At 62.5% G+C, this 24791-nt stretch carries 26 protein-coding genes; 14 read left to right on the forward strand and 12 right to left on the reverse strand.

Annotated elements, in window-relative coordinates; translation table 11 throughout:
• The first annotated feature begins 1 nt into the window (after position 1).
• The 7 genes from CHB74_RS15450 (at position 2) to CHB74_RS22805 (ending at position 5729) form a co-directional block, all read left to right on the forward strand.
• On the forward strand, positions 2-901 hold the full coding sequence (locus CHB74_RS15450) for an SDR family NAD(P)-dependent oxidoreductase (RefSeq protein ID WP_089220534.1): 900 nt from the start codon (positions 2-4) through the stop codon (positions 899-901).
• 28 nt (positions 902-929) lie between these two features.
• A complete protein-coding gene (locus tag CHB74_RS15455) occupies positions 930-1871 on the forward strand; it encodes an alpha/beta hydrolase (RefSeq protein ID WP_089220535.1) in 942 nt (313 codons plus the stop codon).
• A gap of 27 nt (positions 1872-1898) precedes the next feature.
• Positions 1899-2753, forward strand: coding sequence for an SDR family NAD(P)-dependent oxidoreductase (locus CHB74_RS15460; RefSeq protein WP_089220536.1), 855 nt, complete (start codon positions 1899-1901; stop codon positions 2751-2753).
• A 112-nt stretch (positions 2754-2865) separates the two neighbouring features.
• Positions 2866-3603 carry a TetR/AcrR family transcriptional regulator gene (locus CHB74_RS15465; protein ID WP_089220537.1) on the forward strand — a complete coding sequence of 246 codons (738 nt, stop codon included), beginning with the start codon at positions 2866-2868 and terminating at the stop codon, positions 3601-3603.
• 297 nt (positions 3604-3900) lie between these two features.
• Entirely contained in the window at positions 3901-4218 is a 318-nt protein-coding gene (locus CHB74_RS21650; protein WP_144033808.1) for a hypothetical protein, read from the forward strand.
• Between the two features lie 92 nt (positions 4219-4310).
• Positions 4311-5420 (forward strand): acyltransferase family protein, encoded by a 1110-nt coding sequence (locus CHB74_RS15470; protein ID WP_089220538.1) that lies wholly within the window; start codon positions 4311-4313, stop codon positions 5418-5420.
• A 129-nt stretch (positions 5421-5549) separates the two neighbouring features.
• Positions 5550-5729 (forward strand): IS3 family transposase, encoded by a 180-nt coding sequence (locus CHB74_RS22805; protein WP_425442298.1) that lies wholly within the window; start codon positions 5550-5552, stop codon positions 5727-5729.
• A 136-nt stretch (positions 5730-5865) separates the two neighbouring features.
• On the opposite strand, the gene CHB74_RS15475 is transcribed toward CHB74_RS22805, so the two are convergent.
• Both CHB74_RS15475 and CHB74_RS15480 read right to left on the reverse strand, forming a co-directional pair.
• Positions 5866-6522 (reverse strand): hypothetical protein, encoded by a 657-nt coding sequence (locus CHB74_RS15475; protein ID WP_144033809.1) that lies wholly within the window; start codon positions 6520-6522, stop codon positions 5866-5868.
• Positions 6523-6739: 217 nt separating this feature from the next.
• Complete coding sequence (locus CHB74_RS15480) at positions 6740-7036, reverse strand: hypothetical protein (protein WP_218821445.1); 297 nt, start codon at positions 7034-7036, stop codon at positions 6740-6742.
• 451 nt (positions 7037-7487) lie between these two features.
• Between CHB74_RS15480 and CHB74_RS15485 the strand changes: the two genes are divergently transcribed.
• Together CHB74_RS15485 and CHB74_RS21660 are read left to right on the forward strand one after the other, a co-directional pair.
• Positions 7488-8216 carry a TIM44-like domain-containing protein gene (locus CHB74_RS15485; RefSeq protein WP_245842962.1) on the forward strand — a complete coding sequence of 243 codons (729 nt, stop codon included), beginning with the start codon at positions 7488-7490 and terminating at the stop codon, positions 8214-8216.
• A 341-nt stretch (positions 8217-8557) separates the two neighbouring features.
• Complete coding sequence (locus tag CHB74_RS21660) at positions 8558-8986, forward strand: type II toxin-antitoxin system RelE/ParE family toxin (RefSeq protein WP_144033810.1); 429 nt, start codon at positions 8558-8560, stop codon at positions 8984-8986.
• Positions 8987-9092: 106 nt separating this feature from the next.
• Here the strand turns inward: CHB74_RS21660 and infA are convergent, their stop codons facing one another.
• The 6 genes from infA to CHB74_RS15515 form a co-directional block, all read right to left on the reverse strand.
• Positions 9093-9356: a translation initiation factor IF-1 gene (infA, locus tag CHB74_RS15490; RefSeq protein WP_089220541.1), complete on the reverse strand. Its 264-nt coding sequence runs from the start codon at positions 9354-9356 to the stop codon at positions 9093-9095.
• Between the two features lie 6 nt (positions 9357-9362).
• Positions 9363-9569, reverse strand: coding sequence for a cold-shock protein (locus CHB74_RS15495; RefSeq protein ID WP_089220542.1), 207 nt, complete (start codon positions 9567-9569; stop codon positions 9363-9365).
• A 133-nt stretch (positions 9570-9702) separates the two neighbouring features.
• Positions 9703-10284, reverse strand: coding sequence for a hypothetical protein (locus CHB74_RS15500; RefSeq protein WP_144033811.1), 582 nt, complete (start codon positions 10282-10284; stop codon positions 9703-9705).
• Between the two features lie 519 nt (positions 10285-10803).
• Positions 10804-11463 (reverse strand): glutathione S-transferase, encoded by a 660-nt coding sequence (locus CHB74_RS15505; protein ID WP_089220544.1) that lies wholly within the window; start codon positions 11461-11463, stop codon positions 10804-10806.
• Entirely contained in the window at positions 11426-12379 is a 954-nt protein-coding gene (trhO, locus tag CHB74_RS15510) for an oxygen-dependent tRNA uridine(34) hydroxylase TrhO (RefSeq protein ID WP_425442299.1), read from the reverse strand. Before trhO ends, CHB74_RS15505 begins: the two co-directional genes overlap by 38 nt.
• Before the next feature lie 16 nt (positions 12380-12395).
• The gene (locus CHB74_RS15515; RefSeq protein ID WP_089220546.1) at positions 12396-12734 is read right to left on the reverse strand and encodes a hypothetical protein; all 339 of its coding nucleotides are present in this window, start codon (positions 12732-12734) and stop codon (positions 12396-12398) included.
• A 111-nt stretch (positions 12735-12845) separates the two neighbouring features.
• On the opposite strand from CHB74_RS15515, the gene CHB74_RS15520 reads away from it, so the two are divergent.
• A complete protein-coding gene (locus CHB74_RS15520) occupies positions 12846-13205 on the forward strand; it encodes a hypothetical protein (RefSeq protein WP_179220862.1) in 360 nt (119 codons plus the stop codon).
• Positions 13206-13243: 38 nt separating this feature from the next.
• On the forward strand, positions 13244-13564 hold the full coding sequence (locus CHB74_RS15525; RefSeq protein WP_089220547.1) for a hypothetical protein: 321 nt from the start codon (positions 13244-13246) through the stop codon (positions 13562-13564).
• A gap of 140 nt (positions 13565-13704) precedes the next feature.
• On the opposite strand, the gene CHB74_RS15530 is transcribed toward CHB74_RS15525, so the two are convergent.
• Entirely contained in the window at positions 13705-14235 is a 531-nt protein-coding gene (locus CHB74_RS15530; RefSeq protein WP_089220561.1) for a cytochrome P460 family protein, read from the reverse strand.
• Positions 14236-14245: 10 nt separating this feature from the next.
• The gene (locus CHB74_RS15535) at positions 14246-15280 is read right to left on the reverse strand and encodes an alpha/beta fold hydrolase (protein WP_089220548.1); all 1035 of its coding nucleotides are present in this window, start codon (positions 15278-15280) and stop codon (positions 14246-14248) included.
• A 156-nt stretch (positions 15281-15436) separates the two neighbouring features.
• On the opposite strand from CHB74_RS15535, the gene CHB74_RS15540 reads away from it, so the two are divergent.
• Both CHB74_RS15540 and CHB74_RS15545 read left to right on the forward strand, forming a co-directional pair.
• Entirely contained in the window at positions 15437-16003 is a 567-nt protein-coding gene (locus CHB74_RS15540) for a TetR/AcrR family transcriptional regulator (RefSeq protein WP_089220549.1), read from the forward strand.
• Between the two features lie 48 nt (positions 16004-16051).
• Positions 16052-17020 carry a quinone oxidoreductase family protein gene (locus CHB74_RS15545; protein ID WP_089220550.1) on the forward strand — a complete coding sequence of 323 codons (969 nt, stop codon included), beginning with the start codon at positions 16052-16054 and terminating at the stop codon, positions 17018-17020.
• A 196-nt stretch (positions 17021-17216) separates the two neighbouring features.
• Here CHB74_RS15545 and CHB74_RS15550 read toward each other — a convergent pair whose 3' ends face one another.
• Positions 17217-22982, reverse strand: coding sequence for an autotransporter domain-containing protein (locus CHB74_RS15550; RefSeq protein WP_218821446.1), 5766 nt, complete (start codon positions 22980-22982; stop codon positions 17217-17219).
• Between the two features lie 295 nt (positions 22983-23277).
• On the opposite strand from CHB74_RS15550, the gene CHB74_RS22050 reads away from it, so the two are divergent.
• Positions 23278-23424 carry a hypothetical protein gene (locus CHB74_RS22050; protein ID WP_179220864.1) on the forward strand — a complete coding sequence of 49 codons (147 nt, stop codon included), beginning with the start codon at positions 23278-23280 and terminating at the stop codon, positions 23422-23424.
• Positions 23425-23832: 408 nt separating this feature from the next.
• Here CHB74_RS22050 and CHB74_RS22810 read toward each other — a convergent pair whose 3' ends face one another.
• Complete coding sequence (locus CHB74_RS22810; protein ID WP_425442297.1) at positions 23833-24072, reverse strand: transposase; 240 nt, start codon at positions 24070-24072, stop codon at positions 23833-23835.
• Positions 24073-24791 lie beyond the last annotated feature (719 nt).

Consider the following 24791-nt stretch of genomic DNA (forward strand, 5'->3'; position numbering starts at 1 on the left):
CATGAGCACGAGCGCAAGGCCGCTTGAGGGCAAGGTCGCCCTCGTCACCGGTGCCAGCCGCGGCATCGGCCAGGCCATCGCCCGACGGCTGGCTTCGGCCGGCGCGACGGTGGTCGTCACCGCCCGTTCGGCGACGCAGCCCGCCACCCAGAAACGCTTCGGCGGCGAACAGGTGATCCCCGGCACGCTCGCCGAAACCGTGGCGCTGATCGAAGCCGATGGCGGCAAGGCGTTCGCCGTGCCGGCCGATCTGGAAAATGCCGAACAGCGCGGCAGCCTGGTGCAGCGTGCCGTGGAAGCGGCCGGGCGGCTCGACATCCTGGTCAACAATGCCGGTTATGCCGATTATGGCCGCATTGAGAGCATGTCCGACGACACGTTCGACCGGACGATCACCCATTATCTGCGTGCGCCCTTCCAGCTCATCCGCGATGCGATTCCGGTGATGAAGGCGCAAGGCGCGGGCTGGATCGTCAATATCGGTTCGGTGACGACGCTGCCGCCGACCCGGCCCTACATCGATTATGCGCGCGCCGGCGGCGACACGCTTTATGCCAGCGCCAAGGCGGCGCTCCACCGCTTCACGCAGGGGCTGGCGGCCGAGATGGTCGACCATAATATCGCGGTGAACGTGGTCGGCCCGTCGACGGCGATCCGCACGCCCGGCGCCGACGCGCTGATCCCGGCCGATTATCCTTGCGAGGATGTCGCCTATCTCGCCGAAACCGTGCTCGCCATGTGCGAACTGCCGGCGGCCGAACGCACCGGCCATATCGGTTTTTCGATGCACTGGCCGCACGCCCACAAGCGCCGGGTGATGAGCCTCGACGGCAAGACCGAACTGCCGGCCGCCGAGCCGCCCGCCTGGTCGCACCCCGACGTCGTGGCCGCCGGCTACTGACGCGGACACGCGGGAGAGGAGACAAGATATGCCGATGGATCCGCAGATCGAAGCAATGTTGGCCTCAGCGCCGGCATGGCCGCCGGTCAGTTCGATGCCGGTGGAGGAATTGCGGGCGGCGGTGCGGGCAAGCTCGCTCGCCATCCCGCCGCTCGACGTGCCGCTGGCGAGCATAAGCGACGACGCGATCGAGGGGCCGGGCGGCCCCATCCCGATCCGCATCTACACGCCGGCGGGTGAAGGCCCCTTCCCCGGCATCGTCTATTTCCACGGCGGCGGCTGGGTGGTCGGCGATCTCGACACGCAGGACATGATCGCGCGCGGGCTGGCGCACGGAGCGGACGCGGTGGTGGTGTCCGTCGATTACCGGCTGTCGCCCGAACACCCCTTCCCGGCGGCGCCCGACGATGCCTGGGCGGCGACCCTGTGGACCGCGCGCCATGCCGCCGGCCTGAACATCGATCCCGCCCGCCTGGCCGTGGCAGGCGACAGCGCCGGTGCCAATCTGGCGGCGGGCGTGGCACTCCGCGCGCGCGATGCCGGCGCACCGAAGCTCGTCGCGCAGGCGATGTTCTACGGATCGGGCAATTACCCGTCGGAAGAAACGCCCTCGTCGGAAGAGTTCGCCAAGGGCCCGCTGCTTTCGCGCGACGACGTGCATTTCTTCTGGCGGCAATATCTGGCGGACCCGGACAAGGACCAGCATCACCCATTGGCATCGCCGATCCGCGCGGCGAGCCATGCCGGCCTGCCACCCGCTTATATGGGCACCGCCGAGATCGATCCGTCGCGCGACGATGGCGAGCGTTATGCTGCAAAGCTGGAAGCGGCGGGCGTGCCGGTGGAAACCAGGCGTTATGCCGGCATGGTCCACGGCTTCGTATCGTGGCTGGCCTTCCTGCCCGGCGCGCGGACGGCGATGGACGATGCCTGCGCCTTCCTGAAGCGCCAATTCGCGGCGCAGAACTGAACCACAGCAGATTATTCGGGAGAGTTTATGACGACGGACAGGCAGGCCTTTGAAGGCGGCGTGGCGGTGATCACCGGCGCCGGCGCAGGCATCGGATCGGGCCTTGCGCGCCGCGCGGGCGAACTGGGCATGACGGTGGTCGTGACCGACATTTCGGCCGAGCGGGCCGAGGCGGTGGCCGGCGAAATCAAGGCCAAGGGCGGCAAGGCCGAGGCGCTGGTGGTTGACGTTTCCAAGCCGACCGAGCTGGATCGCCTGGCCAAACAGGTTCACGATCAGTTCGGCGATGTCCGCCTTCTGGTCAACAATGCCGGCATCGAGACCATCGGCTTCACCTGGGAAATCCCGATCGAGCGGTGGGAAGCGACGCTGAACATCAACATCCACGGCATCGTCCACGGCGTGCGCGCCTTCGCGCCCTATATGCTGGATGCGGGCAAGCCGGCGTGGATCGCCAATCTGGCTTCGGTGGGCGCGTTCTCGGTGATGCCGACGCAGACCGCCTACATCATGACCAAGCATGCCGTGCAGTCGTTCAGCGAATGCCTGTATCTGGAAATGCAGCTGAAAGAGGCGCCGATCCACGTCAGCTCGATCATGCCCGGCATGCTCAAGACCAGCATCTTCGAAGCCAGCGCCGGCCAGGGCGAACCGGCGGACGCATCGACGCACCGCAAGGTGATGCACGACCTGATGGCCAATTACGGCATGGATCTGGCCGAAGGCTGCAAGGTCATTCTGGAACAGGTGGCGGAAGGCAAATTCTGGGTATCGACCCAGCCGGAAATGACGCAGGCGGCGGTGGACGGCCGCATCCAGTTTTTCCGCGATCAGGCCCCGCCCTTCCTGTCCGAACAGGCGAAACAACTGCTGGCCCATTGATAAGCGGGGCGGCCGGCGCATTGCCCATCGCCCGGCCGCCCCACACCCAGCCAAGGCTGGCGGTAAGTAAATTGTTGCTTTCAAGCGTGCCGACCTGAGGTTACGGAAAGCCATGACCAGAAAACGCCTGTCGAGCAGCGATCGCCGAGACTCCATTATCGAGGCGGCGACCGGCGTTTTCGCGCGCAGCGGCTTCAGTGGCGCCAAGACGCTGGATATCGCGCGGGCCGCCAATGTCTCCGAAGCGCTGGTGTTCCGCCACTTCCCCAACAAGGTGGCGATCTATCGCGCGGTGCTGCGCACGATCATCCGTTCGCAGGACGAAACGCTGAAGGTGCTGAGCGGCACGACCCCCGATGCCGGCGGCATCATAGATCTGTTGCGCCGCACCTTCCTGCATAGCCTGCTCGGCAAGGACGCGCATAATGCACAAGGCACGCGCATCTATTTTTCCAGCCTTGGCGGCGACGGCACCTATGCGTCGCTCGCCTATCGCCGGTCGATGCGGCTGTGGCTCGATCCGCTGGCCGTGGCGATGGAGGAAGCGCGCAAGGCGGGCGACATCACCGGACAGCCGATGCCGCCGCACAATGCCTTCATCTTCATCGAACATGTCAGTTCGATCATGCTGGTGTCGCGCACCCACGAACCCGGCATCATCCCCTATGAAGGCGATGACGAACAATTGCTGGAAAATGCCGTGCGCTTCTGCGCGCGCGGGCTGGGCATGACCGACGCCGCGATCGAACGCCATCGCGATCTGATGCGGACGGCAGCGCCCGACAAGGCCATCGACGCCCCCGCCACCCCCAAGGCACCGGCCCGCAAGACGCGATCGAAAGCGGCCTAGGGACGCTCTACTGGTAGTTCCGCTTTCGCTGGATCCGGCTGGAACGGCGCACAACGCCAAACTTCCGAGCGCGCCATACCGCGAACATTTTCGACCGTCGGCCTTTGGGGACGCTCGATGTCCTCCGAGGACGGCATCTCGGTGGAGGCCGATCCCCGGCGGGAAGATCGGAAGTCAAAGTCGCGGTGACGGGGGTTTCGCCCAAGCTTCTCCGCCAACAGCACATTCGTCGACTAACCGCCTCCGTGCTTGACCAAAAAGTGGATGCGCGCAAAAAGCATGCGAGGAGTCATCACGATGAACGGACTGGTCGATTGGCTCGGAACGCTCCAACATGGAGGCGGAAAAGCCCTTCATCTCTGCTCATTTGAAGGACATCCGAATATCGACCCGGACGGCGCGCGCGGCGCACAGCGATCGGACAGCCTGGCTTTTGGTGCCGAGCAAACCGGCACCGATATTGCACCCAAATTTTTTGTCACGCCCAACGGTCGTCGCACGGGCGATCCGAAGGGTGGAATATTAGTGCAAGACTTGCCGAATGAGATGAAAGCTCGAATCGAAGCGATCGAGCGAGACTGGGTAGCGACAGTTCGCCCGGCGCCGCCAACATGACCGAACGGCCAGCGCCTTCCCGAGATTCATCGGGACACACAAAACCAAATAACCCAATCGATACGAAGTGATCGCGGACGCCACGGCATATTATGCAATATGAAAAGCGATACATCCAATCTCACTGCGGACTTCGTGGAATTGCAGCAGCATTAGTGGTTTCATACCATTTGCAGTTTGGCGCAAATTATCTTTTTCACTTTGAAAGCGCTACGCCTTTCTTCAAGCGTGGATATTTATGGGTAGATTTGTTTTTTATTCTTAGTGGATTTATTATCAGCTTTACAACAGTCACCGTTGATGAAAAATTCACCAAAAATGAAATCGCGAGATTTTTCAGGCAGCGCTTTGCAAGAATATATCCACTACATTTGTTCTGCCTACTTTATTTAGTATCCGCATTAGGTATCATTGCCTTACTTCAGAACGCAATAGGCAGCAAAGTGAACGATCCACATTGGACGTCAGACGGCGCTGTATCACTTTTAACGGAAGTTATTCTTATCCATGCATGGGGATTTGGCCACAACGTGGCGTGGAATATCCCTTCATGGTCGATAAGTGCGGAAGTATTCGCCTATCTGCTCTTTCCGGCATTGTACGCCGCGGGCAAACACCCCTGGGCCCGTGCAGTGATGGTGGCTGGCTCCGTCCTATTGTTCTCCTGGATCGCCATCACTTCCGGCGATTTGGATATCATAAGCGGTGCAGCACCACTCCGCTGTTTGGCGGGCTTCATCATTGGCATGGAAATTTATAGAGCGCGCAATGTTTTCGGCGCAATGTCGGATAGCGTATCTAGCGCTGTTCAGATCGGGGCTGCGCTTGCCATCTTCGCCTTACTCTTGGTTCCCGCCAACGATGTTTTGCTCATTATACCATTTGCACTCCTTGTGGGATGCACGTGGCATGACAAAGGCGCCATCGCCAAAATTTTAGCAAGCCGCCCGCTTCAGTGGCTCGGGGATTTATCATACTCCATCTATCTGAATCACGTCTGCGTAATTCAGATTCTCTGGTTCTTTTGGGGACGCCTGACTGCAAAATTTAACTTCCCAGAACCAGAAAGCCGACTTGCCTGGATTGTGATAGTGTATTGCACAACGCTCCTTATATCCCATTTTACGTATCGCTATATTGAAAAGCCAGCTCGCCGCGCGCTAAGCCGTAGAGTCATAAGCGCGGAGCCAAAGCCGCATTGAGGCACCCCAACGGAGCTTGATCGCCTATTTCGTCGATGATCGCGTTCGTCGACGATCATCGTGAAACATCACGTCGAGCCGATCCGCCATCCTGCCCATCCACGTCACGAGCACATCACGCAACGTCCGATGCCGCTATCGGAGCGCGTGCAAAGAGATCGGACACTCAAGCTCGAGATCGCGCGCGTGTTCGCCAAGGAATCCGCGGCTTATGGCGTGCACAATGTGTGGCTGCCGATGACGCGGAAATGCCCTCCGGTTGCACGCTGCGCCATAGCTCGACTGATGCACGAGATAAGGTTGGCGTGACAAGCTGGTGTGCACGACGATCAGCGAAAAGGCGACGTCATTTCCCGCCAGTCGCCTTCCGGTGGCGATGTAGCCACCGCATTTGCCAGAATGCCCGCTGCCCGAAATCCGCGAACCGGCATGTCGCTGGGCATTATCAGCCGGCAAAAGGTTCGGACTTGGGTCGGCGCTCAGCGGCGGATGGGTCAGCGCATCGGGCAATGGCGTTCGCTTGCTTGTGCTGCGCCCTATCCAGACTCCAATCGTTCCGGGTTGTCAGCTTGAACGACAGCGCCCCTGGCCGGGTATGCAGCCAGATCCGCGACAGCCTCTTGTGCGGGTCGGTAGGCTGATATTTGTAAACCGGTGCATTATCCTTGCAGTAAGCGAGATCATAACGATCAAAATCCCACTCCGCATTAAAGGGCTGCACACGCGTTGGCTGTCCAACCTTGCGAACTATATGCTTATATGTTTCCAGCCATCGTTTATCGATGGCTACGGAAGGGCGAATGCTTAGACAGGTGTCTTTGTCGGTGTACGGCGATGTTTGGATACAAGTTCGCCCGCCGTACATGATGTCTATATCCGTCGCATTGCCCAGATAATCGGTCGCCACTGCTCCGGCATCCCATTCGGGGAGCACGACACCTTGCGAATTAGCCATTGAACTAATGGTCTTGAATGCTTGAGGGACCGGCTGGCCTAAGCGGATGCCGAACCATTCCAGGTATTTATCGATGCGGGCGCGCAGCTCCGTTTGCTCCGCGACAGCCTCCTTCTGCCGAAGATAGCGGACTGCTACCGTCGCCAATGTCGCTGTGATTATGACACAGATAACGAAAATAACTATCAATCGCCTCGACATCGCACCCCTCTTACATCTCGATCACATATCCCGACATATCAATCAATGATAAATAAATTTCCTATAACTCCTTGAAGGAATTTTCTGATAGCACCCATGCCGCAGCCGCCGACTTTTCGGACGTGAGACTAGTCAGTATAAATTCGGGCATGCAGCCACTGATTCAACTTTTCCGGGACGATATTTCTCGTCGATCTGCCAGCCGTTGACGATGGCTCATTGCTTCCGTGATTAGTTCTTCACTTCGCCCTTCAGTGATATTGAACCGCTGCGCGCTTCGTGCTGCCGGGATTAGCAGATGCCGGATCAGCACCTCATGCCTGCGGCGGAACGAACGGCACGCCAGCCGTTCCATAGGGAAAGGCAACTGGTCTATCCGGTTGCGGACGAGCCCCTCCGCGAGGAGTTTACCCATCAATTGCTCCAGTTCGAACACGCCGGGGAACTCCTTGTCCCGCATCGCCACCCGATCGATCCAACGCGGATCTCAGCGGCGATAGCCCAGCCGAACGGTGACGCCCGGCAGCAGACGTTCTTTCGTTCAGCAGCACTTTGTCACATCGCGGCACGATGAGGCCGCCTAATTGGATGTCGGAGCTGGGCCGGACCCCGATCATCGGTGGCAACGCCCGATGCAATCGCGGTTGCCTGGCCTATGTGGCGGAGCAGATGGAGTTGAGATGACAGGCAAGGGATTTCAATATTGTGGTGCTCTCGCCATGGGGCTGGCCGTTTCGGTGATGCTGGCCACGCCGGCGGATGCGCGACGCGGCGGCAGCATTGGAAGTCGGGGCTCGCGAACGCATGATGCGCCCGCTGCGACCGCAACGGCACCCAATCGGGTCGCGCCTGTCCAGCGCAGCATGACGGAAAACCGGAACCCGGCCCAAGGATCGGCGGCGGGGTCGCCAATGGCAAAGCCCGCGTCCGCCAAATCGGGTGGTCTGGCCAAGGGGCTGATCGGAGGTCTTATCGCGGGCGGTCTGATCGGCGCACTGCTGGGCAACGGCTTTGGCTCGTTGGCCGGCGCCGGATTCCTGATGGCGCTGTTGCAGATCGCCTTGATCGGCGGCCTCGCCTGGTTCCTGTTGCGGATGTTTCGGCGCAAGCCGGTGCTGGCCGCCGCGCATGGCGGTGGCGTCGTTTCGCCATTCAGTGGCGGGCTGGCCCCGACCACCCCGGCATCGGCACCGTCGTTCGGCGCGGCTTATGCGCCAGTGGCGCGCGCAGACCGCGACATTCCCATCGAACAGTCCGACAAGGTGGCGTTCGAACGGCTTCTCACCGACGTGCAGGATGCATTTGGGCGGGAGGACTATGCCCGCCTCCGCGAACTGACGACGCCCGAGGTGATGTCCTATTTCGCGGAAGAACTGAGCCAGAACGCCACCAACGGGCGGCGCAACCAGGTAACCGGCACGGAACTGATCGCGGCGGATGTCGCCGAGGCCTGGTGCGAAGGCGATACGGACTATGCGACGATCGCGATGCGCTATGCGAGCATCGATATCATGGTCGATCGCGCCACCGGCACGGTGATCGAGGGCGATCCGGCCAATGCCACCGAGACGACGGAGTTGTGGACGTTTGTACGCAAGTCGCGGGACGCGTGGCGCCTGTCGGCGGTCCAGGCCGCCTGAGGCGACACCCGGTATCAGGCGGGGAGCGCGAGCGCCCCGCCACCGGAGATCCATGCGCGCGCCATTGCCTGGCGTCGATGCGAATATAGGCACGGGGTGATGCCTACTTCAAAAATATCTTTTATTTCTGCGGTTTGCAAAGACGCCGATGGATGGCTGCGGTCTGCAAATTGGACGTAGCGGGAATCGAATATACAAGCTTATCCGTTTGTGTAGACGTCGGTGTTCGTCGAGGAAGAAGCGCATAGCCCAGATGCCCCTCGGCTTCAGATGGCGCTTGGGCCGACAATCAGCCCCGCGTTTCAAGCGCGCCGCTCTCACGTGATCGGATCCGGATCTGAATGTCGCATGGTTTGTCTCCTTCGGCCGGTATCGGCCACAGGGAATCCGGTTCCGCTTCCGAACATGGGTTCGCCCAACGTATCGGGCGGGATGTCGATGAACCTAGGAACTATTATGCGGACGAGGCGGGCGTGGACGTTACCATCCGCTTCATCGATGCGCTTGAGCGAGCATATCGACGGATTTCTGCAAGACCCGCGACGGGTTCGCCGAGATACGCACACGAGCTCTATTTGCCCGGATTGCGCAGCCACCAACTGGCCGGCGTTCCGTTCGGTCGACTTTCGCCCGCTCTGACAGAAGGCCCGCCGGCCAATGGACGAAATGGATCAGCCGATAATTTCCGCGACGATCCGATGGAGTTCGGCCCGGCTGAGATGAGCCGAATTGCGGCGCTTCATTCGGGGGCGCTCCGCATGGAGCGTTAAGGCCGAAGACGGTGCACCGGCCCGCTTGGGTGGATGATAATCGATATTCTGTTGCATGTGATTCCTGATGCTTATCTTCGCACCGATTTGTTGATTGTGGAGTGCGCTAGCGACGATTGCCTCCACCGCGAACAGCCGGGCCTGCGCCCGGCGTCCGCTCGCGAAAGATGATGCGCCCCTTGTCCAGATCATAGGGAGTCATTTCGACGATCACGCGGTCGCCCACGACGGACCGAATGCGATAACGTCGCATCTTGCCCGCCGTGTAAGCGATGATCCGGTGGTCATTTTCCAGGCGGCCGGCAAAGCGTCCGTCGGGAAGTATCTCTTCGATCTGGCCGTCGAGGGTCAGCAATTCCTCTTTGGCCACCGGCGATCAGGCCTGCTGGAGGTTGACGGCGGACTGCTTGCCGCGCCGGTCGGTTTCCAACTCGTAACTCACGCGCTGATCTTTGTTGAGCGTCGCCATGCCGGCGCGCTCGACCGCGGTAATGTGTACGAAGCTGTCGCCCGAACCGTCCTCGGCCGCGATGAAGCCATAGCCCTTGTCGATGTTGAAGAATTTGACGGTGCCAATCGGCATGATGTTCCCTTTCGCGAAACACAAATAATCCGCGCGACGACATGTCGGCGGAGCCAGGTGGCGAGAAATGAAAGGATCAGCCCGACAGGCGTAAAGTTCCGTCGCAGGCGACGTTAGCTAGGAACGATATAGGTCAAACGGGCACGATTATCAACCGCGCTCCGAATCGAACTTCCTCCACATCCATAAGATCCGTCGCTACACGATCATAGAAACAGCAAATCCAAGCGAGATCTTCAGCGGTGATTTCCAATTTCTCGCCCAGGTGCAGCACCGTCGTCGGCGTGTCGGCTCCGCCTGGCCAGCCCACTGTCATTGCAGCACCATGCCGTTCGTCGCTGCGGCTGACGATACCATCGCAATAAAACAGGCAATCGCGCGATCGCGCCAGTGCGCGCAGGCGATCATGATCCGACCTCGGCCGGCCCATGGCGGTATACAGAGCACGTAGCTTGTTGGCGGTGTTGCGCTGCCGCGCCAGAAGCGTGGTGTCGATGTTTCCGGGCGTCAACCTGGCGATTTCGTCGATCATGACGCTCAGAAAGCGATCAAGTTCGCGCAATCCGTTGGCGATCACCTTGTGCCGACCAGGTCCGGCGATTGGCAGCCGGCTGGCGCTGCCCGCCATTCGCAACCCGCCGCCTAGAAAGGCGGCTCCTCGACGCAGGGCTTCAAAGGCAGATTGCAGGCACAAGCTTTGGTGATGGGCGGACACGCGACCTCCGAGGCCGCGAAAAGGCAGCCCGGCAACTCTAGCACAAGCAGCGGCAGTTGGGCGCTCCCTTCTCTCTGGTCCTGCCTTCGGCTTCGCGGCCGCCAGCCGGACAGGGTATCAAAACCGATCGCCGGCCAATTGGCAGCAGGCACCCGGTGGCCGAAAAACAGGCCGGTGTGTCCGCTTGCCGGTGGAGCCTCGCCATGATCACACGATACCAGTCGCACCAACTTTCGCCGGAGAACTTTCGCCGGAGCGCCCACCTCATCCCATCCGTCTCGGCTGCACTGGGGCTGGATCGTGAGCAGAATGAGCTATCGAATCTGCGCGGCACGAGCGGCGCAGGAAACGCTCGCTACCGCCAATGGCAATCACCTCGCCGGGTCCATCCGCGCTTAATTTTCTTGGCGCGACCCAGGCCGCATCCGCGACTTACCAAACTGTTCGGGCGGCCTTGCGCCGGCCTGACGGCGGATATCCATTGATGCGACCGCTGGGGGCACCCTCGGTCAAACTCCGTCAGCTCGCTGGGAATATCAGCGGTGCATCACCTGGCCGCCACGGTTCGAGGCGAACCATGATCTCGCTGAACAGCATCGATTGAAGATGGTCGCTGAGCCATGCCTGCAGGCGGGGTAGCGGCTGCGCATCGAACCAGGTGCGATCAGTTTCGGCGAATTGCCGCACGAAGGGAAAAATCGCAATATCGGTGAGGCCGCGCGCGTCTCCACAGAGATTGGCCCGCGCGGCAAGGCGCGCTTCGAGCACGCCGAGCAGCGCCATTCCCGCAGCACGATGCTCGGCCGGGTCCGAGGCATGGCGTTCGGGATATTTGTAGCGATCGAGGTGATGCTTGAACGGGCCGTCATTGGTTTCGATCAGCACCCGGTCCTCGCGCTCCAGCCATCCTTCCGGATCGTTTCGCGCCAGCGCCCAGCGCATGATCGCAAGACTTTCCTCAATCACGCCGCCATCGGCGCGCACGATCACCGGGACCGTCGCCTTGGGGGACGCGGCGATCAGTTCCTCGGGCTTATGTGAGAGCTTCACCTCGCGAATGAAACAAGCCGTGCCGCTGATCAGCAGCGCCATGCGGGCGCGCATGGCATAAGGGCAGCGCCGGAAGCTGTAGAGGATCGGCTTATCCGTCACGCCGATCCGATGGGCCGGCGCCGACATGCGTAGTGCCGCGTGCCCTGGCGAGATGTTCCTGCCGGTCGCGTTCGGCATAGCCCGCACGCTGACCATCCGTGCGCGTCGCATGACAGGCGGGACAGCTGACCCCGGATACGTAGAGCGGGGAGGCCTGATCCGCTTCGCTGACCGGCCAGCGGCAACCGCGGCACAGCACATGGGTGCCGGCTTCGAGCCCATGGCCGACCGCGACGCGCTGGTCGAACACGAAGCATTCCCCTTGCCACAGGCTTTGTTCGGCAGGGACAGTTTCCAGATATTTCAGGATGCCGCCTTGGAGATGATAGACCTCGTCCAGCCCTTCGGCCTTCAGGAAGGCGGTCGATTTCTCGCAACGAATGCCGCCGGTGCAGAACATCGCTATTTTCGGTCGATCGGCACTTCCCAGCAGCCGCTCTCGCTGGGCGCGGAACCAGGCGGGGAAATCGCGGAAGCTGGCGGTCTTTGGATCGACCGCGCCGGCAAAGCTGCCGATCGCGACCTCATAGTCGTTGCGGGTGTCGATCACGATCGTGCCCGGATCGCTGATCAGGGCGTTCCAGTCTTCCGGCGAAACATAGTGCCCGACATCGGTGAGCGGATCGATATCGGGCTGCCCCATCGTCACGATCTCGCGCTTCACCCGCACTTTCATGCGATGGAAGGGCATCGTCTCAGCGGCCGAATATTTGACCTCCAGATCCGCGAAACCCGGCAGGCCCCGGATGAATGTCAGGGCCGTTGCAATCGCCCGGTCCGACCCGGCGATCGTGCCGTTGATCCCTTCGCCGGCAAGCAGCAGCGTGCCCTTCAAGCCCTCACGGCAGCACAGGCTCGCCAGTTCGCGGCGGACGGCGTCGCAGTCGTCCAGCCGGGCGAACTTGTAAAGCGCTGCCACGCGGATGCTGGAGGGTGAATTTATCAAGGGAGCCGAGCCTTCAGCGTTGCTTCTTGGCAATGGTTGCCGTGAAGTCCGGATCCTTGTTCGCGACCCAATCGACGAATTTGCGCACGTTCGGATTATCCAGCAGGCCCGCCACCTCCATGCCGTGGCGCTGAAGTTCGGAATTGGTGAAATTGGCGATCAGCGTCTGCTGGCAGATCGAGTGCATCGGGACGACATCGCGGCCGCCGCGGCTCTTGGGCACGGGGTGATGCCAGACAATGGTCTTGCCGGTCGGCCGACCACAGAGCCAGCAGAGCACCGGCGCTGCCGGCGCTTCGTCTTCTTGCGGAAGATGGTCATAGGGATCGTATTTCGAACGCTTGCGGGCCATGTGTCGATCTAGCTGCCTTGATGTCGCACAGCCTATAGCGACACGAACAGCCGTATCACATGAGCAAATTCGTAGCGCCGGCCCTTGGCGTGAACCAACCGGGAAAGAGCGATGACAGATCCGACGAAACCGTGGGATGGAGAGCTGGTTCGCAAATGGCTTGCGCGTCGTTTCGAGGCGTCGCGGCTTGATCAGGCTGCGGCGGACCGGCGCGGCTATGAGGTGCGGGACGACTATGACAAGGCCGCGGCCGAGGAATGGGCCTGCCGTGCGCTAAAGGACAGCGCTTGCACCAACGAGCAGGCCGCCTTTGCCACGCGCCTCAAGGAACTCGTCGGCCAGGACGGCTACCAGGCGGCGAGCACCTATGACGACACGCGGTTCGAACGGCATGTCCGCACATATCTCAGGAAGCTGGCCAAGATGACCAAGGCGAATGAAGGGTTCGAGAAAACCTTGCGGCACCAGTGATGGGTGAAGTGGCCCGGCCGGCATGCTAAGGGCATGCCATGCTTCATACCCACGGCCGCGGCGGCACCGTCGAAATCGACGGTTCCAAATATGACTGGGAACTCCTGACCGAGCCCCAATTGTCCTCCTTCGATGGCTGGAAGGGCATGACGGTCTCCTTGCGGCAGCGAGACATGCCACGCGAGGCCGTGCTGGAATTTCCGACACCGAAGCGCCTCATGAGAGGCTTGCCGAAGGGGCGCTCCCACATCAACGACACGATTGCATCCCGAGGCGTGCGGGCGGCATTGTCGGCAGGATGGGATCCGGCGTCGCGCGGCAAGCCCGTGATCTTCATGGTCGATGCCAACGGCGACTAATCACCAGAAAACGCTACCTGACCTACCCCCCGTGCAAAGGGCCAGTCCCAAAGCCAGCCGTCCATTCCGTTCGGGGAACAACTGCGGTGGACGCGTTCCCATTTGGGCCATTCGCGGTGAAGCCGCCTGACGCCGCGAACCTATTGCGAATAGCTGGTGAACACGAGATCGGCTTTCGCATCGAGCGCACGCAGCTTTGCATGGCAAGTGAAGCAGGCCTGGATGAGCGCGGCATTCGGGTTGGCCATGCCATTTTCGAACTGGCCGTAGCCCCAGCCGCCGCTCGCGGCATAACGCCTCGAATCCTTCACGCTCACCTGCACATTGGTCGGCGGGCCGGCCACGAAGGATTGGGGGGCCGGAAACACCTTGTCGTTGCGCGGTGAGGATTGGAACTGCCAGGCAAGCCGCACGATGATGGTGCCGTCGGGGAACGGGCGGCGCCCGTCGCGAAAGGCTTTCACCGCGATCTCGTTGCCCAGGATGGCGCGGATGTCATTGTTCATGCCTGCCTCGTGCGCGACGCTGATCAACGTCCAGTCGCGATATCCATCGGGCAGCGTCACGCCGTAGATCGGCGACGCTTCCGGGGCAGGCCCTTCGGCCGAAACCACGGCCGACATACCGAACACCAGCGCCGCGCAGGCCAGGACAGTGGTGGAAAGCTTCATGATCGCCTCCTCAACCCGCCAGCCTGCCGGCATCGACCACGGCCTTGGCAAAAGCCGAAGGGGCTTCCTGTGGCAGATTGTGGCCAATCCCGCCGGCGATCAGCCGATGCTCATAAGGGCCGGTGAATTTGGCACGATATTGGGCGGGATCGGGATGCGGTGCGCCATTGGCGTCCCCTTCCATGGTGATCGCCGGGATCGTCACATGAGGGGCGGCAGCCAGCCTCGCCTCAACGGCATCATATTGCGGGTCACCTTCGGCCAAGCCCAGCCGCCAGCGATAATTGTGGATCACGATGGCAACATGATCGGGGTTCACAAACGAACCGGCAGAGCGATCATAGGTTTCGGCGTCGAACTTCCATTGGGGCGAGGCAAGTTCCCAGATCAGCCGGTTGAACGCCTTGGTGTTCGCGGCATAACCCGCCTTTCCACGCTCGGTCGCGAAATAATATTGATACCACCACTGCAACTCGGCTTGCGGGGGAAGCGGCCTGGCATTGGCGGCCTGGCTGCCGATCAGATAGCCGCTGACCGAGACCAGCGCCTTGCAGCGTTCGGGCCAGAGCACGGCCATGATGTCCGCCGTTCGGGCGCCCCAGTCGAACCCCGCGACGATCGCCTGCCGGATGCCGAGCGCATCCATCAGCGCCAGCCCGTCCGCCGCCAGCGCCGCCTGCTGCGCATTGCGCGCGGTCTGCGCCGAGCGGAAAACGGTGCTGCCGAAACCGCGCAGATGGGGCACGATCACGCGATAGCCGGCAGCCACAAGCAGCGGCGCGACCTCGGCGAAGGCGTGGATGTCATAGGGCCAGCCATGGAACAGCAGCACCGCCGGCGCCGATTTCGGCCCTAATTCGACATAGCCGATGTTGAGCGCGCCGGCATCGACCTGCCTGATCGGTCCGAAACTCGATCCGGGGGACGACGCTGCGCTGGCGCGCACCGGCAGCCCGCCGGCCATCAGCGCCGCTGCCATCGCGGCCGCTCCATGCACAAAGCTGCGTCGATCGGGCGTGATGGCTTCTGGCAGGCGCTGCGACATGGCTTGTTCCTTCCGGGGTTGGGTTCGACACGATCAGGCGACCATGCCGCGTGGAGGTGATCGCCGATGCGCCGGCCGCGTGATTGGGCGAAGAAAAGTTCACCCGGTCGGTTGATCACATCTTGAACGATCATTCCAGTATATTATTTATGGTCCATGGCACGCTCCAAGGAATTCGATGTCGATACCGCTGTGGACGCCGCGATCGCGGTGTTTCGCGAACATGGCTTCGAGGGCACGTCCGCCCAGATGCTCGTCGACGCGATGGGGATCGGCCGGCAGAGCCTGTACGACACGTTCGGCGACAAATGGGGCATCTACCGCGCCGCCGTGACGCGGTATTCGCAGGCCGAGGTTCGCGCCCATGCTGCCATGCTGGCCAGCGGCAACCGCGCGATCGACGGACTTCGCGCCATGTTCGACCGCGTGGTCGCCGAGGCGGATCGGCCTTGCCTTGGCCTGAGTTCGACCGTGGAGTTCGGCTGCGCGAAGCCCGACCTGACGAAGGCGCGCACGGCTTCGAGCGATTTCCTCGCCGGGGCGGTAACAGACGCCGTCGTCAGGGCACGGGAACAAGGTGATGTAGCGGCCGATCTCGATCCCGAACCGCTCACCACCTTCCTGATCGCGACGATCTCCAGCATCCGCCTTGCCGCGCGGGCGGGCGCCAGTCCGCAACATCTTGCCGCGCTCGCGGATCTTGCGCTGCGCGCCCTGCGCTGATTTTTTTGCCTTATTCTGGAACGATCATTCAATATGGAGTGCCGATAAATGAAGACCGTGATGATGACCGCGACGGGTGGAGCCGACGTCCTGGCAGTGATGGATCTGCCCGAACCTTCCCCCGGGCCCGGCGAGGTGCTGGTCGATATCGCCGCGAGCGGTGTGAACTTCATGGACATTGGCGTGCGCCAGGGCATGTCGTGGCTCGACATGCCACTGCCGCGCGCACTCGGCGTCGAAGGAGCCGGTCGCGTTGCGGCATTGGGTGAGGGCGTAACGGACTTTGCGGTCGGACAGCGCGTGGCATGGGTCTATGCCCCTGGCAGCTATGCCGAACGGGCGGTGATACCTGCGGCATCGCTCGTGCCGCTCCCCGACAATATCGACGACCGCACGGCCGCCTCGCTGATGATGCAGGGCCTGACGGCCAGCCACTTCACGACCGATTTCTACCCGGTCCAACCGGGGGACGTCGCACTGGTCCATGCGGCGGCAGGCGGGCTTGGGCAATTGCTGACCCAGATCATCAAGCTGCGTGGCGGCACGGTGATCGGCCGCGTTTCAAGCGCGGCCAAGGTGGATGTCGCCAAGGCGGCAGGCGCCGATCATGTGATCGTCGATACCAAGGGCAATTTTGTGGAGGAGGTGCTGCGCCTTACCCATGGAGAGGGTGTGCACGTCGTCTATGATGGATCAGGCCCTGCGACCTTCCACGGCTCGCTTGCCTCGCTCCGCCGCTCCGGCACGTTCTGCTGGTTCGGCCCCGTGCTGGGCGGCCCCGGACAGATCGACATCATGAGCCTGCCGCGCAGCATCAAGCTCGGCTATGCGGTCTTCTCCGATCACATCCATACGCCCGACCTGCTGCGCGCCCGCGCGTCCCGCCTGTTCGATTGGATCCGCGAAGGGGCATTGAAGGTCGCTCCGGCCACCACCTTCCCCCTCGCCGACGCCGCCAAGGCGCATCTGGCGATGGAAAGCCGGACGACCGTCGGCAAGCTGCTTCTCATCCCCTGAATGGGAGAGAACGCACGTCATAATTGAGGCGCGGTTGCACCCATGACAAAACCGCCACCGCGCCGGACCGCAGGTTCCGATATCTGCAATCGCCGACATTGCCGCCGCTCTGTCGGCTTTGAACTTCCAGTCCGGCGGCCTTTGCCGGACTGGAAGGATAGGGATTGTCACGTGCGCCGAGCGCACCGGGGCATTGTTAAAAACCCACGCGCAACCCGACATTGACGTTGTGGCCGGCGCCCGCATCGCCGAATTCGCCCTGATAGGCACTGAACAGGCTGACGCCGTTGCCGATATCCGCCGCCACGCCGGCGCCAGCCGTGGCCAGCGTCTTCCCGCGCGTGACGCCGTAGGACACAAAATCCTCGGTAACGTCCGTGAACGATGCCACCGCCGACGAATGCCTGCCGGACGTCTGGTGGCGCAGGCCCAGCGACGCCCACGGCCGGACCGGGCCGCTGGTGCCTTGCAGGTCCAACGCCCCGTCGAGGAAGGTCGCGTCGAGCGTCGTTGCGGCCACGGCGAGGCCGAAGACGCCGCCGTCGCGTTCGGTGGCACGGCCACGACGCGTGGAGACGTAGGTGAAGCCCATCCGCGGCGACAATGCCCAGTGCGACGCCACCGGGAAGCTATAGCTGATAGCCGCGTCGGCGATCCAGCTGCTGAGGCCGTAATCGGCGCGCGCTGTGCGCTGGCCGGGCAACGCGCGGCTTGTTTTGGCCGTGCCGTCCTCATAGCTGATCAGCAGATTGGCCGAGAAGGCGCCCTCCGCATAGCGGCCGACGACGCCGGCGAACACGCCCCCGGCATCGGTGGAGGCGCCCAGGCGGGCAATTTTCTGATCGCCGTCGAGATAGCCGACGAAGCCACCGATCGAAACCGGTCCGGAGCTGTGGCCGATGCCGCCGAGAAGGCCGTAGCTGTCGACGTCGGCCTGCGCGATGTCGGCCTGGGCGTTGCCGTCCAGGTTGCGCTGGTTGCCCAGCACCTGGCCGAAACCGAACCAGCCTTCAGCTTGGCGCGGCTGGGCGAAGCTGATCCGCCCGGCCTTGGCGACGGTCAACCCATGTTCCACCCCGATCTGGGTGGCGGACGCATAGGCTTCGGCGTTGAGCAGCGCAAAGGCCGCGCCATTGGTTTCACCCGATGGCGTGAGCAGCAAAGGCAAGGCCGCCAGCAATGCCGGCGACGCCTGTCCGGCCACCAGCACCGCGTTCACATAATCGACGCTGGCGGCCGTCTGCCGCGGCAATCCGGCGTTGAGGAATTGCCCCAGCAACTGAATGCGATCGGCGGTCTGCCGGACGAAGCCGAATGTCGAGCTCTGCGAAATGCTGGTGAACGATCCGGTGATCCCGCCATCGGCGATAATGAGGTCCAGCGCGGTCCCCGGCGTCAACGGACGATCGCCGGTCAGCGCCAGCGTCGCGCCGTCGCTGATCGCAAGCGTACCCGAAATCAGCAACTGATCGCTGATGCTCGTGGTCAGCTCGAACAGGCTGGTCGAGCCGGCGGCGAGCGAGACATTGCCCGAAACCGTCATCGTTCCCGGCGACGCGCCCGGCGACAGCGTACCCGCCACCGCGATGTCACCGACGACCGTCCCGGCACTGCCGAAGGTGCCGTCCGGCGCCACGACGATGCGGGGCGCGGAAATGGTGGATCCGACACGACCGATCACCCGTCCGCCGCTGACGAGGAGCGACTGGAATGCCAGTGGCCCATCGATCGCGGCGACACCGGCCATCGTCTCGAAAGTCTCGAAGCCGCTATATGCGGAAGGGTTGAACAGGATGGGGGCTTGCGCGGTGCCGGCAAATCGCAGGCTCAGCGTATCGTTGCCGTCGCCGCCGGCAACGCGCCCGCCCATTTCGGCATAGCTGGCGATGTAGCGATCATTGCCCCCGCCGAGATCGATGGCTCCGCCGACGGTGCCATTGTTGGTGAAGCTGTCATTGCCGGCACCTGTCTCGACCGCGCCGGCAATCGCGCCGTCATTGACGATCGTCTGATCGCCTTCGCGGCCGCGGAGCGTGACCGCGCCGCTCGTGCGAAGCTCGCTGCCTGATGCCACCGTGAAGCTGCCGCCCGCCAGGCCAAGCGTCTCGAACGGCAGGTCGGCACCGGTGGACAGGATCCCGGTGCCGGTGACCGCATAGTCCTCGAAATTGACGAACTGCGTGAAATCGGGCGCCACCACGCCGCCATTCAGTTCAAACACCAGCAAGTCGGTGCCAGCACCGCCATCGACAAGCCCATCCAGATGCGCGTTGGCGCGCTGGACGAAACGGTCGCCGCCGTTGTCGAGCGTGACATCACCGGCAATCGTGCCGCCATTGTCGATGGAGACCGCGCGCGCCACATATTCCGGAAAGCCATATTGCCCCATCGTCACCTGATAGGCGCTGAGGACCATATTGCCGACGATGCGGCCAGTGTTGACGATCTCGATTGTCGGCGCATCGGCACTGTCGGCGGTCGCCGCACCGAAACTTGAAACACGGACGGCCGTTCCGCCCGCGGCCTCGATCACCCCGCTATTGACGATGCGAATGGCGGCGGGGTTCTCGTTGGACCGGTTGCTAAGTTCCAGCGCGGTGGGGTTGGCGTCGGGTGTCGTCGACAGGGTTCCGCTATTGGTGAAATCCACCGCGGATCGCCGCATCGCAAGGGCCATGCCGCCGGCGATCGTACCGCTATTGGCCAGTGTCGCGCCAAATCCGCCCTGTTCGTTATCGTCATAGATCGTCACCGTCGGCGAATTGCCGAAACCGGCAAGGGGGGCGCCGGCGATGGTGCCGCGATTGTCGAACGTGAAATCCTGTCCGTGCGCTGCGACAAGCGCCACGGTGGTGCTATCCGCCACCACGTTGCTGATCGCGCCCGAATTGGAGAAGTCGCGCGCCCGGCCGGTGATCCGGAACGCGCCGTCCGCCGCGTTGACGAAGGCCAGCGCATCCGGCGCATCGCCACGCAGAGACTGGCCCAGGCTGATCACGCCCTGCCCGCCGCTGTTCGCGCCGAAATCTATCGTGTTGACGATCTTGCCCGCGCCGTGGAACGTGATTTGGCGGTCTGCTGCGGGCGCCGCGCCGATCAGCGTGAGCACCGTATCGGCCGTCGCCGCCTCGATCGCCTCGCCTTCGAACGAAACCGGCAAGGCTTTTCCGACGCTGACATCGGCGCTGGCACGGAAGCTGCGCCCATAGAGGTCGAAACCATCTCCGCCATCGATGATACCGCTGACGCCCGCATCGTCGCCTTCGACCAACAGCACATCATAGCCGCTGCCGAAAATCAGATTGCCGTCGATCGTGCCCCCGGCGGCGATATAGGTGCTGCCGCCATACCAGAAGCCGTCGGTCCCGCCGATCGTAACGTCGCCGACGATAGCGCCGGCATTCTCGATCGTCGCGCCCCCGATTGACGTGATGGCCGGCCCATCCGCCGCGCCCTTGATCACCCCGCCCGCTACGTTCACGATCCGCACCGATGCATAGCCCGAATGGCGGATCGCTTCGGCGTCGCTGCTTTCGATGGTGCCGGTGTTGGTGATCTCGCTGGCCGTATAGCCGCTGGCGAGCACCGCGACGTCGCCCGTCGAGATCCGTCCATGGTTGGCGAGCGTCTCGAAACCGGTCACGCCGAACGACTGGTCGCCGCCATCGATCTGGGTGATCGTGCCGTCATTGATGATCGCTCGCGCGCCGCTGATCGCGATGCCGCCATCGAGCGAGATCGTGCCCGTGTTGACGACCGAGGCGCCGCCCAGCACCGCCGCCGCATGGCCGCCGTAAACAGGGTCGCCGACGGACGTCAGCGCGATCGTGCCCTCATTGGTGAACAGATCACCATAACCAAGGCTGACGGCGGCGACGCTATAGTAGCTGACATTGTTGAAGCTGGCCGCAATGGTGCCGCGGCTGATGATCGTCGTCGCATCCTGGCCATTGGCTGGCAATTCACCCGGCAGCAGGATCGGCATGCTGATCGCATCGATCGCGGCGCTGTTCACCAGATTCATGTCGATCGACAGATCGGCGGTGCCATTGCCCGTGATGCCCAGCCCGGTCCCGCCGATCGCACCGCCCAACGTGAGCGTCTTTCCCTCCGATATGTCGATCGCGATCTGCTCGATCCCGACGATCGAGGCACCGCCCAGGGTGGCATCCGTATCCTCGGTGAAGCGGGCCACGATCCGGTCGAGCCCGTCGCCGCCGTCGAGGGTGCCGCTGAGCCCCGCCAGCAGCCCCTGCGCGCCGGACGAACCTTCAACGACGTAAAGGTCGTCACCCGCGCCGAGCCGGATGTCGCCGTTCACGACGCCACCGTTGCGCTGGATGAAGATGTTCGGCGACGAGCGCCCCGTAAAATCGACATCGCCATCGATGCGCCCGGCGTTGATGACCGTTGCCGCCTGATAGGCATAGGGATCGGCGCTGTGAAAGCCGATGGCGACGCCGCCGCCGCTGATCACACCGCCCGCGAGATTCTCGATGCCTGCCGCTCCGCCCAACCCGATGGTCAGCGGGCCTGCCGAGTGGATCGTGCCACTGTTGACGATGGTCTGGCTGTCATACCCGGTGGCGATCGCCATGCCGCCCGTGGCCGTGATCGTGCCACTATTCTCGATCTGTCTGGCGATAGCGCCCTGGATGGCGGCCAGTGTCGGATCGGAGAGCGTCGCCTCGATCGTGCCGCGATTGACGATCGTCAGATCGTTCAACCCGAAGTCGCCCTGACCGATCGCGGTGCCTGTCGTTGCGATCCTGCCCTCGTTGATCAGCCCGCCCTGGCCGGATACCGTCAACGCGCTGGTCGAAACATAATCGGCATCCAGCGTGAGCACGGCGCCATCGATGAGCGCCGCGCCGAACAGCTGGAAATTAAGCGGCAGGGCCGGCGCCGATTTCAGCGTCGCATCCTCTCGCACCGCCACTTCCACGCGGTTGCGTCCCGCCCCGCCGTCGATCAGGCCGGCGACGCCCGTCGTGATAAGCCCCTGCTCGTCGATCGCCGCCACCAGCACGTCATCGCCGGCGCCCAGCAGCACATCGCCGTTGATCGTGCCGCCCTGGCTGCTGTCGATCCGGCTGCTGCCGGTGGCGGTGACCGATCCGTTGATCGTGCCACGGTTGATAAGCACGATATCGTCCGCGGCGATCGCCAGCGTGCCGCCGGTGGCGATCGTGCCGGTCGCCTCGTTGGTTAGCGACAGGTGTCCCGCCGCCGCGATGGCATTGCCGGCGCCGCTATTTTCGATGCGCCCGCTATTGATGATCGACAGTGAGTCATGCGCGCTCTGGATCGTCGCTGCTGTGCCGCCGGAGAGGATGGCCCCCTCATTCGATACCGTGCCGGAACTGCTGCCGAAGGTGGGGTCGACGGCACGTCGCATCTGGAGCGCGCTGTCCGAGCCACCATCGATGGTGCCCTGGTTGTTGACCGTTCGCAGGCCCGCCGTGACGCCGCCGATAAAACCACCCTCGCGGTTGGTCAGCTGGCCGATATAGACCGGTCCTGACTGGGCGCCGCGGATAGCCGCGCCCGAGGACGATGTGATCGAACCGGCATTGTCGATCGTGGCGAAGACACCGCCGCGCAAATTATAGGAAGGCTGCGACAGCTCGATCCCGATATTGCCCGATACCGTTCCCGTCGCCCCGACCGCGATCATGGTGTGGGCGTTCGGATAGAGATAGGGATAGACATAGGCGCCATCGAGCCCGCCGGCCCCTGCATAGGGGTCCGGCGTATAGACGGGACGGCCATTCTGAACGCTGATCCCCGCGCCTCCGCTCGCCGTCACGATGCCGTCGATGCGCAGCGTGACGCCACGATTTTGCGTGGTGATACCGGCGCCCGACGACGCTTCGATCACGGCGCCTTGCGCCACGGCGACGATGCTCTGCGCGGTATCGACCAGCAGCGGTCCCGAAGTGCCCGTGCAATTGCTGGTCATATTGGTCTGGGTGGGGTTCGGCGAGCACGCCGCAAAGGCCGCCCCGCTTCCCAAAATCGCAACGGCGGCAAGGCTGCCCCCGGCCAGAAACATCCGCCGCGGCGCCATGGACCTTTTGAAATTCATTAACTTATCCCCCCTGAAGTCCGCCCTGCTAGCAGAAGTGTTCAGGGAAACAAGAAGCGGATCGCCGATACTCGCAATGATGCAAAAGCATCGATCAAGGTTCTTGTCCGGTTGATCAGTTACGGAACAGGATCGCGAAGATTGTGGCGTATCCGGGAAGGAATGGCAGGTGAACGATTTCCACCACGCCGAAATCTATGCGGATCGCGAGGGTGGATATGACTTGGTCTCCGTTGCGCCGGGGCTGTTGGCGGGCTGGAACGAGCATCGAAAAGATCGGGATGTCGGCTATCTAACGGTGATTGACGGCAAATGACGGCAGGCGACGCAGAATCCCGCACAATTCGCGTCCGTGATCACGGCGAATCGCCCGTTTCAATCGGTGACCGCGACGTGCCCCACATACCTCCGCCGGGTCAGACGATCACGCTGCCAGGCTCCGCGACCCAGCTCGGCCAGCTCTCGAAGTGAGGTTACGGGGCCTGATCGCGGACCGGCTTTCTGCTCTGCTTGAGACGCGTTAGCCAGCCATCATGAACGGTGCGCCGTTGTGACGGATTTGACTCATCTGACGATGCGACTGGAGGTGATGCTGGCACGCCGCGCCTTGATCGCTCCTCCGATCAGCGGCGACGGCGTCTCGCACATGTGCCGCATCCAGCTCGAGGACGGAACCGAGTTGATCGCCAAACAGAGCGACAGCGCTGCCTTGGAAGGCGACATGCTAGGCGACGTGGACAAATTTGAGCCAGTATCTGGCGGTGGCGAGATGGACCATGCCGAGGAAGCTGCTGGCAAGTTGGTCGTAGCGCGTCGCGATGGCGCGATTGATCTTGAGGTGGCCGAACATGCGCTCGATGCGGTTGCGCTGCTTATAGAGCGCGCGGTCGTGTTCGATCTTTACGCGGCGGTTTGATCGACCGGGAATGACGGCTTCCAATCTTCCGTTTAACAAGATCGGCACGGATGGCGTCCGCGTCAACGGTTCTGTTCAGGTGGCCTACCTCGACCACGATTTCCAGGTTCAATCGGCAGCAAATCTTTCAGAACATGCCACTCCGCTTCGGTCAGATCGCCTCGGCTCAAGCCTACCTCCAAAAAGCAGGCTTGAATCAATTCTGCGCTGTCCCGTCAACGCCACCACGGGAAATTTCAATCATCGGCGCTGCTCGTGCCACATAACGATCACTTCGACCAAGTTACCGGCAGCGTCCCGCTCAAACTGCGAAAACAGACGGTGCTGAACATTCGGATCGTCTCCGAAACGTCCAGTAACTTGATACGAGCATTCTGGCGTCGTGTAGGTGTAACCGCAGGAAACCTCTGATGTCCCTATCAACTCGGCGGTTTGTCTGGGACGGTTCGCGAAGCGAGCGAAGGTCTTGCTCACGTCGGGCCAGTGCAACGAGACATATCGGCCCACTTCTTCAGCGGTCGGCAGCGCTGGGGCTGACTGAGTGCTCTCGGCCGCACGAGGTGTGGCACAACCAGAAAGGATCAGAACCAAAGCGATGACGGATCGGAAGCACATCTTCTCATGCTATCCCACCCCGCAGCTATGCCAAGCCAATTTGTCCACGCCGCCTAACGCTACTTTGGCAGAAGTGTGATTTTTGGGATTCCCAAGGAGAGATTTCCCTGATTCATGGGGAGCCAGCTTGACGGAGGCTGGCGATGGACGAG

Source organism: Edaphosphingomonas laterariae, from assembly GCF_900188165.1.
GTDB classification, from domain to species: Bacteria; Pseudomonadota; Alphaproteobacteria; order Sphingomonadales; family Sphingomonadaceae; genus Sphingomonas_E; species Sphingomonas_E laterariae.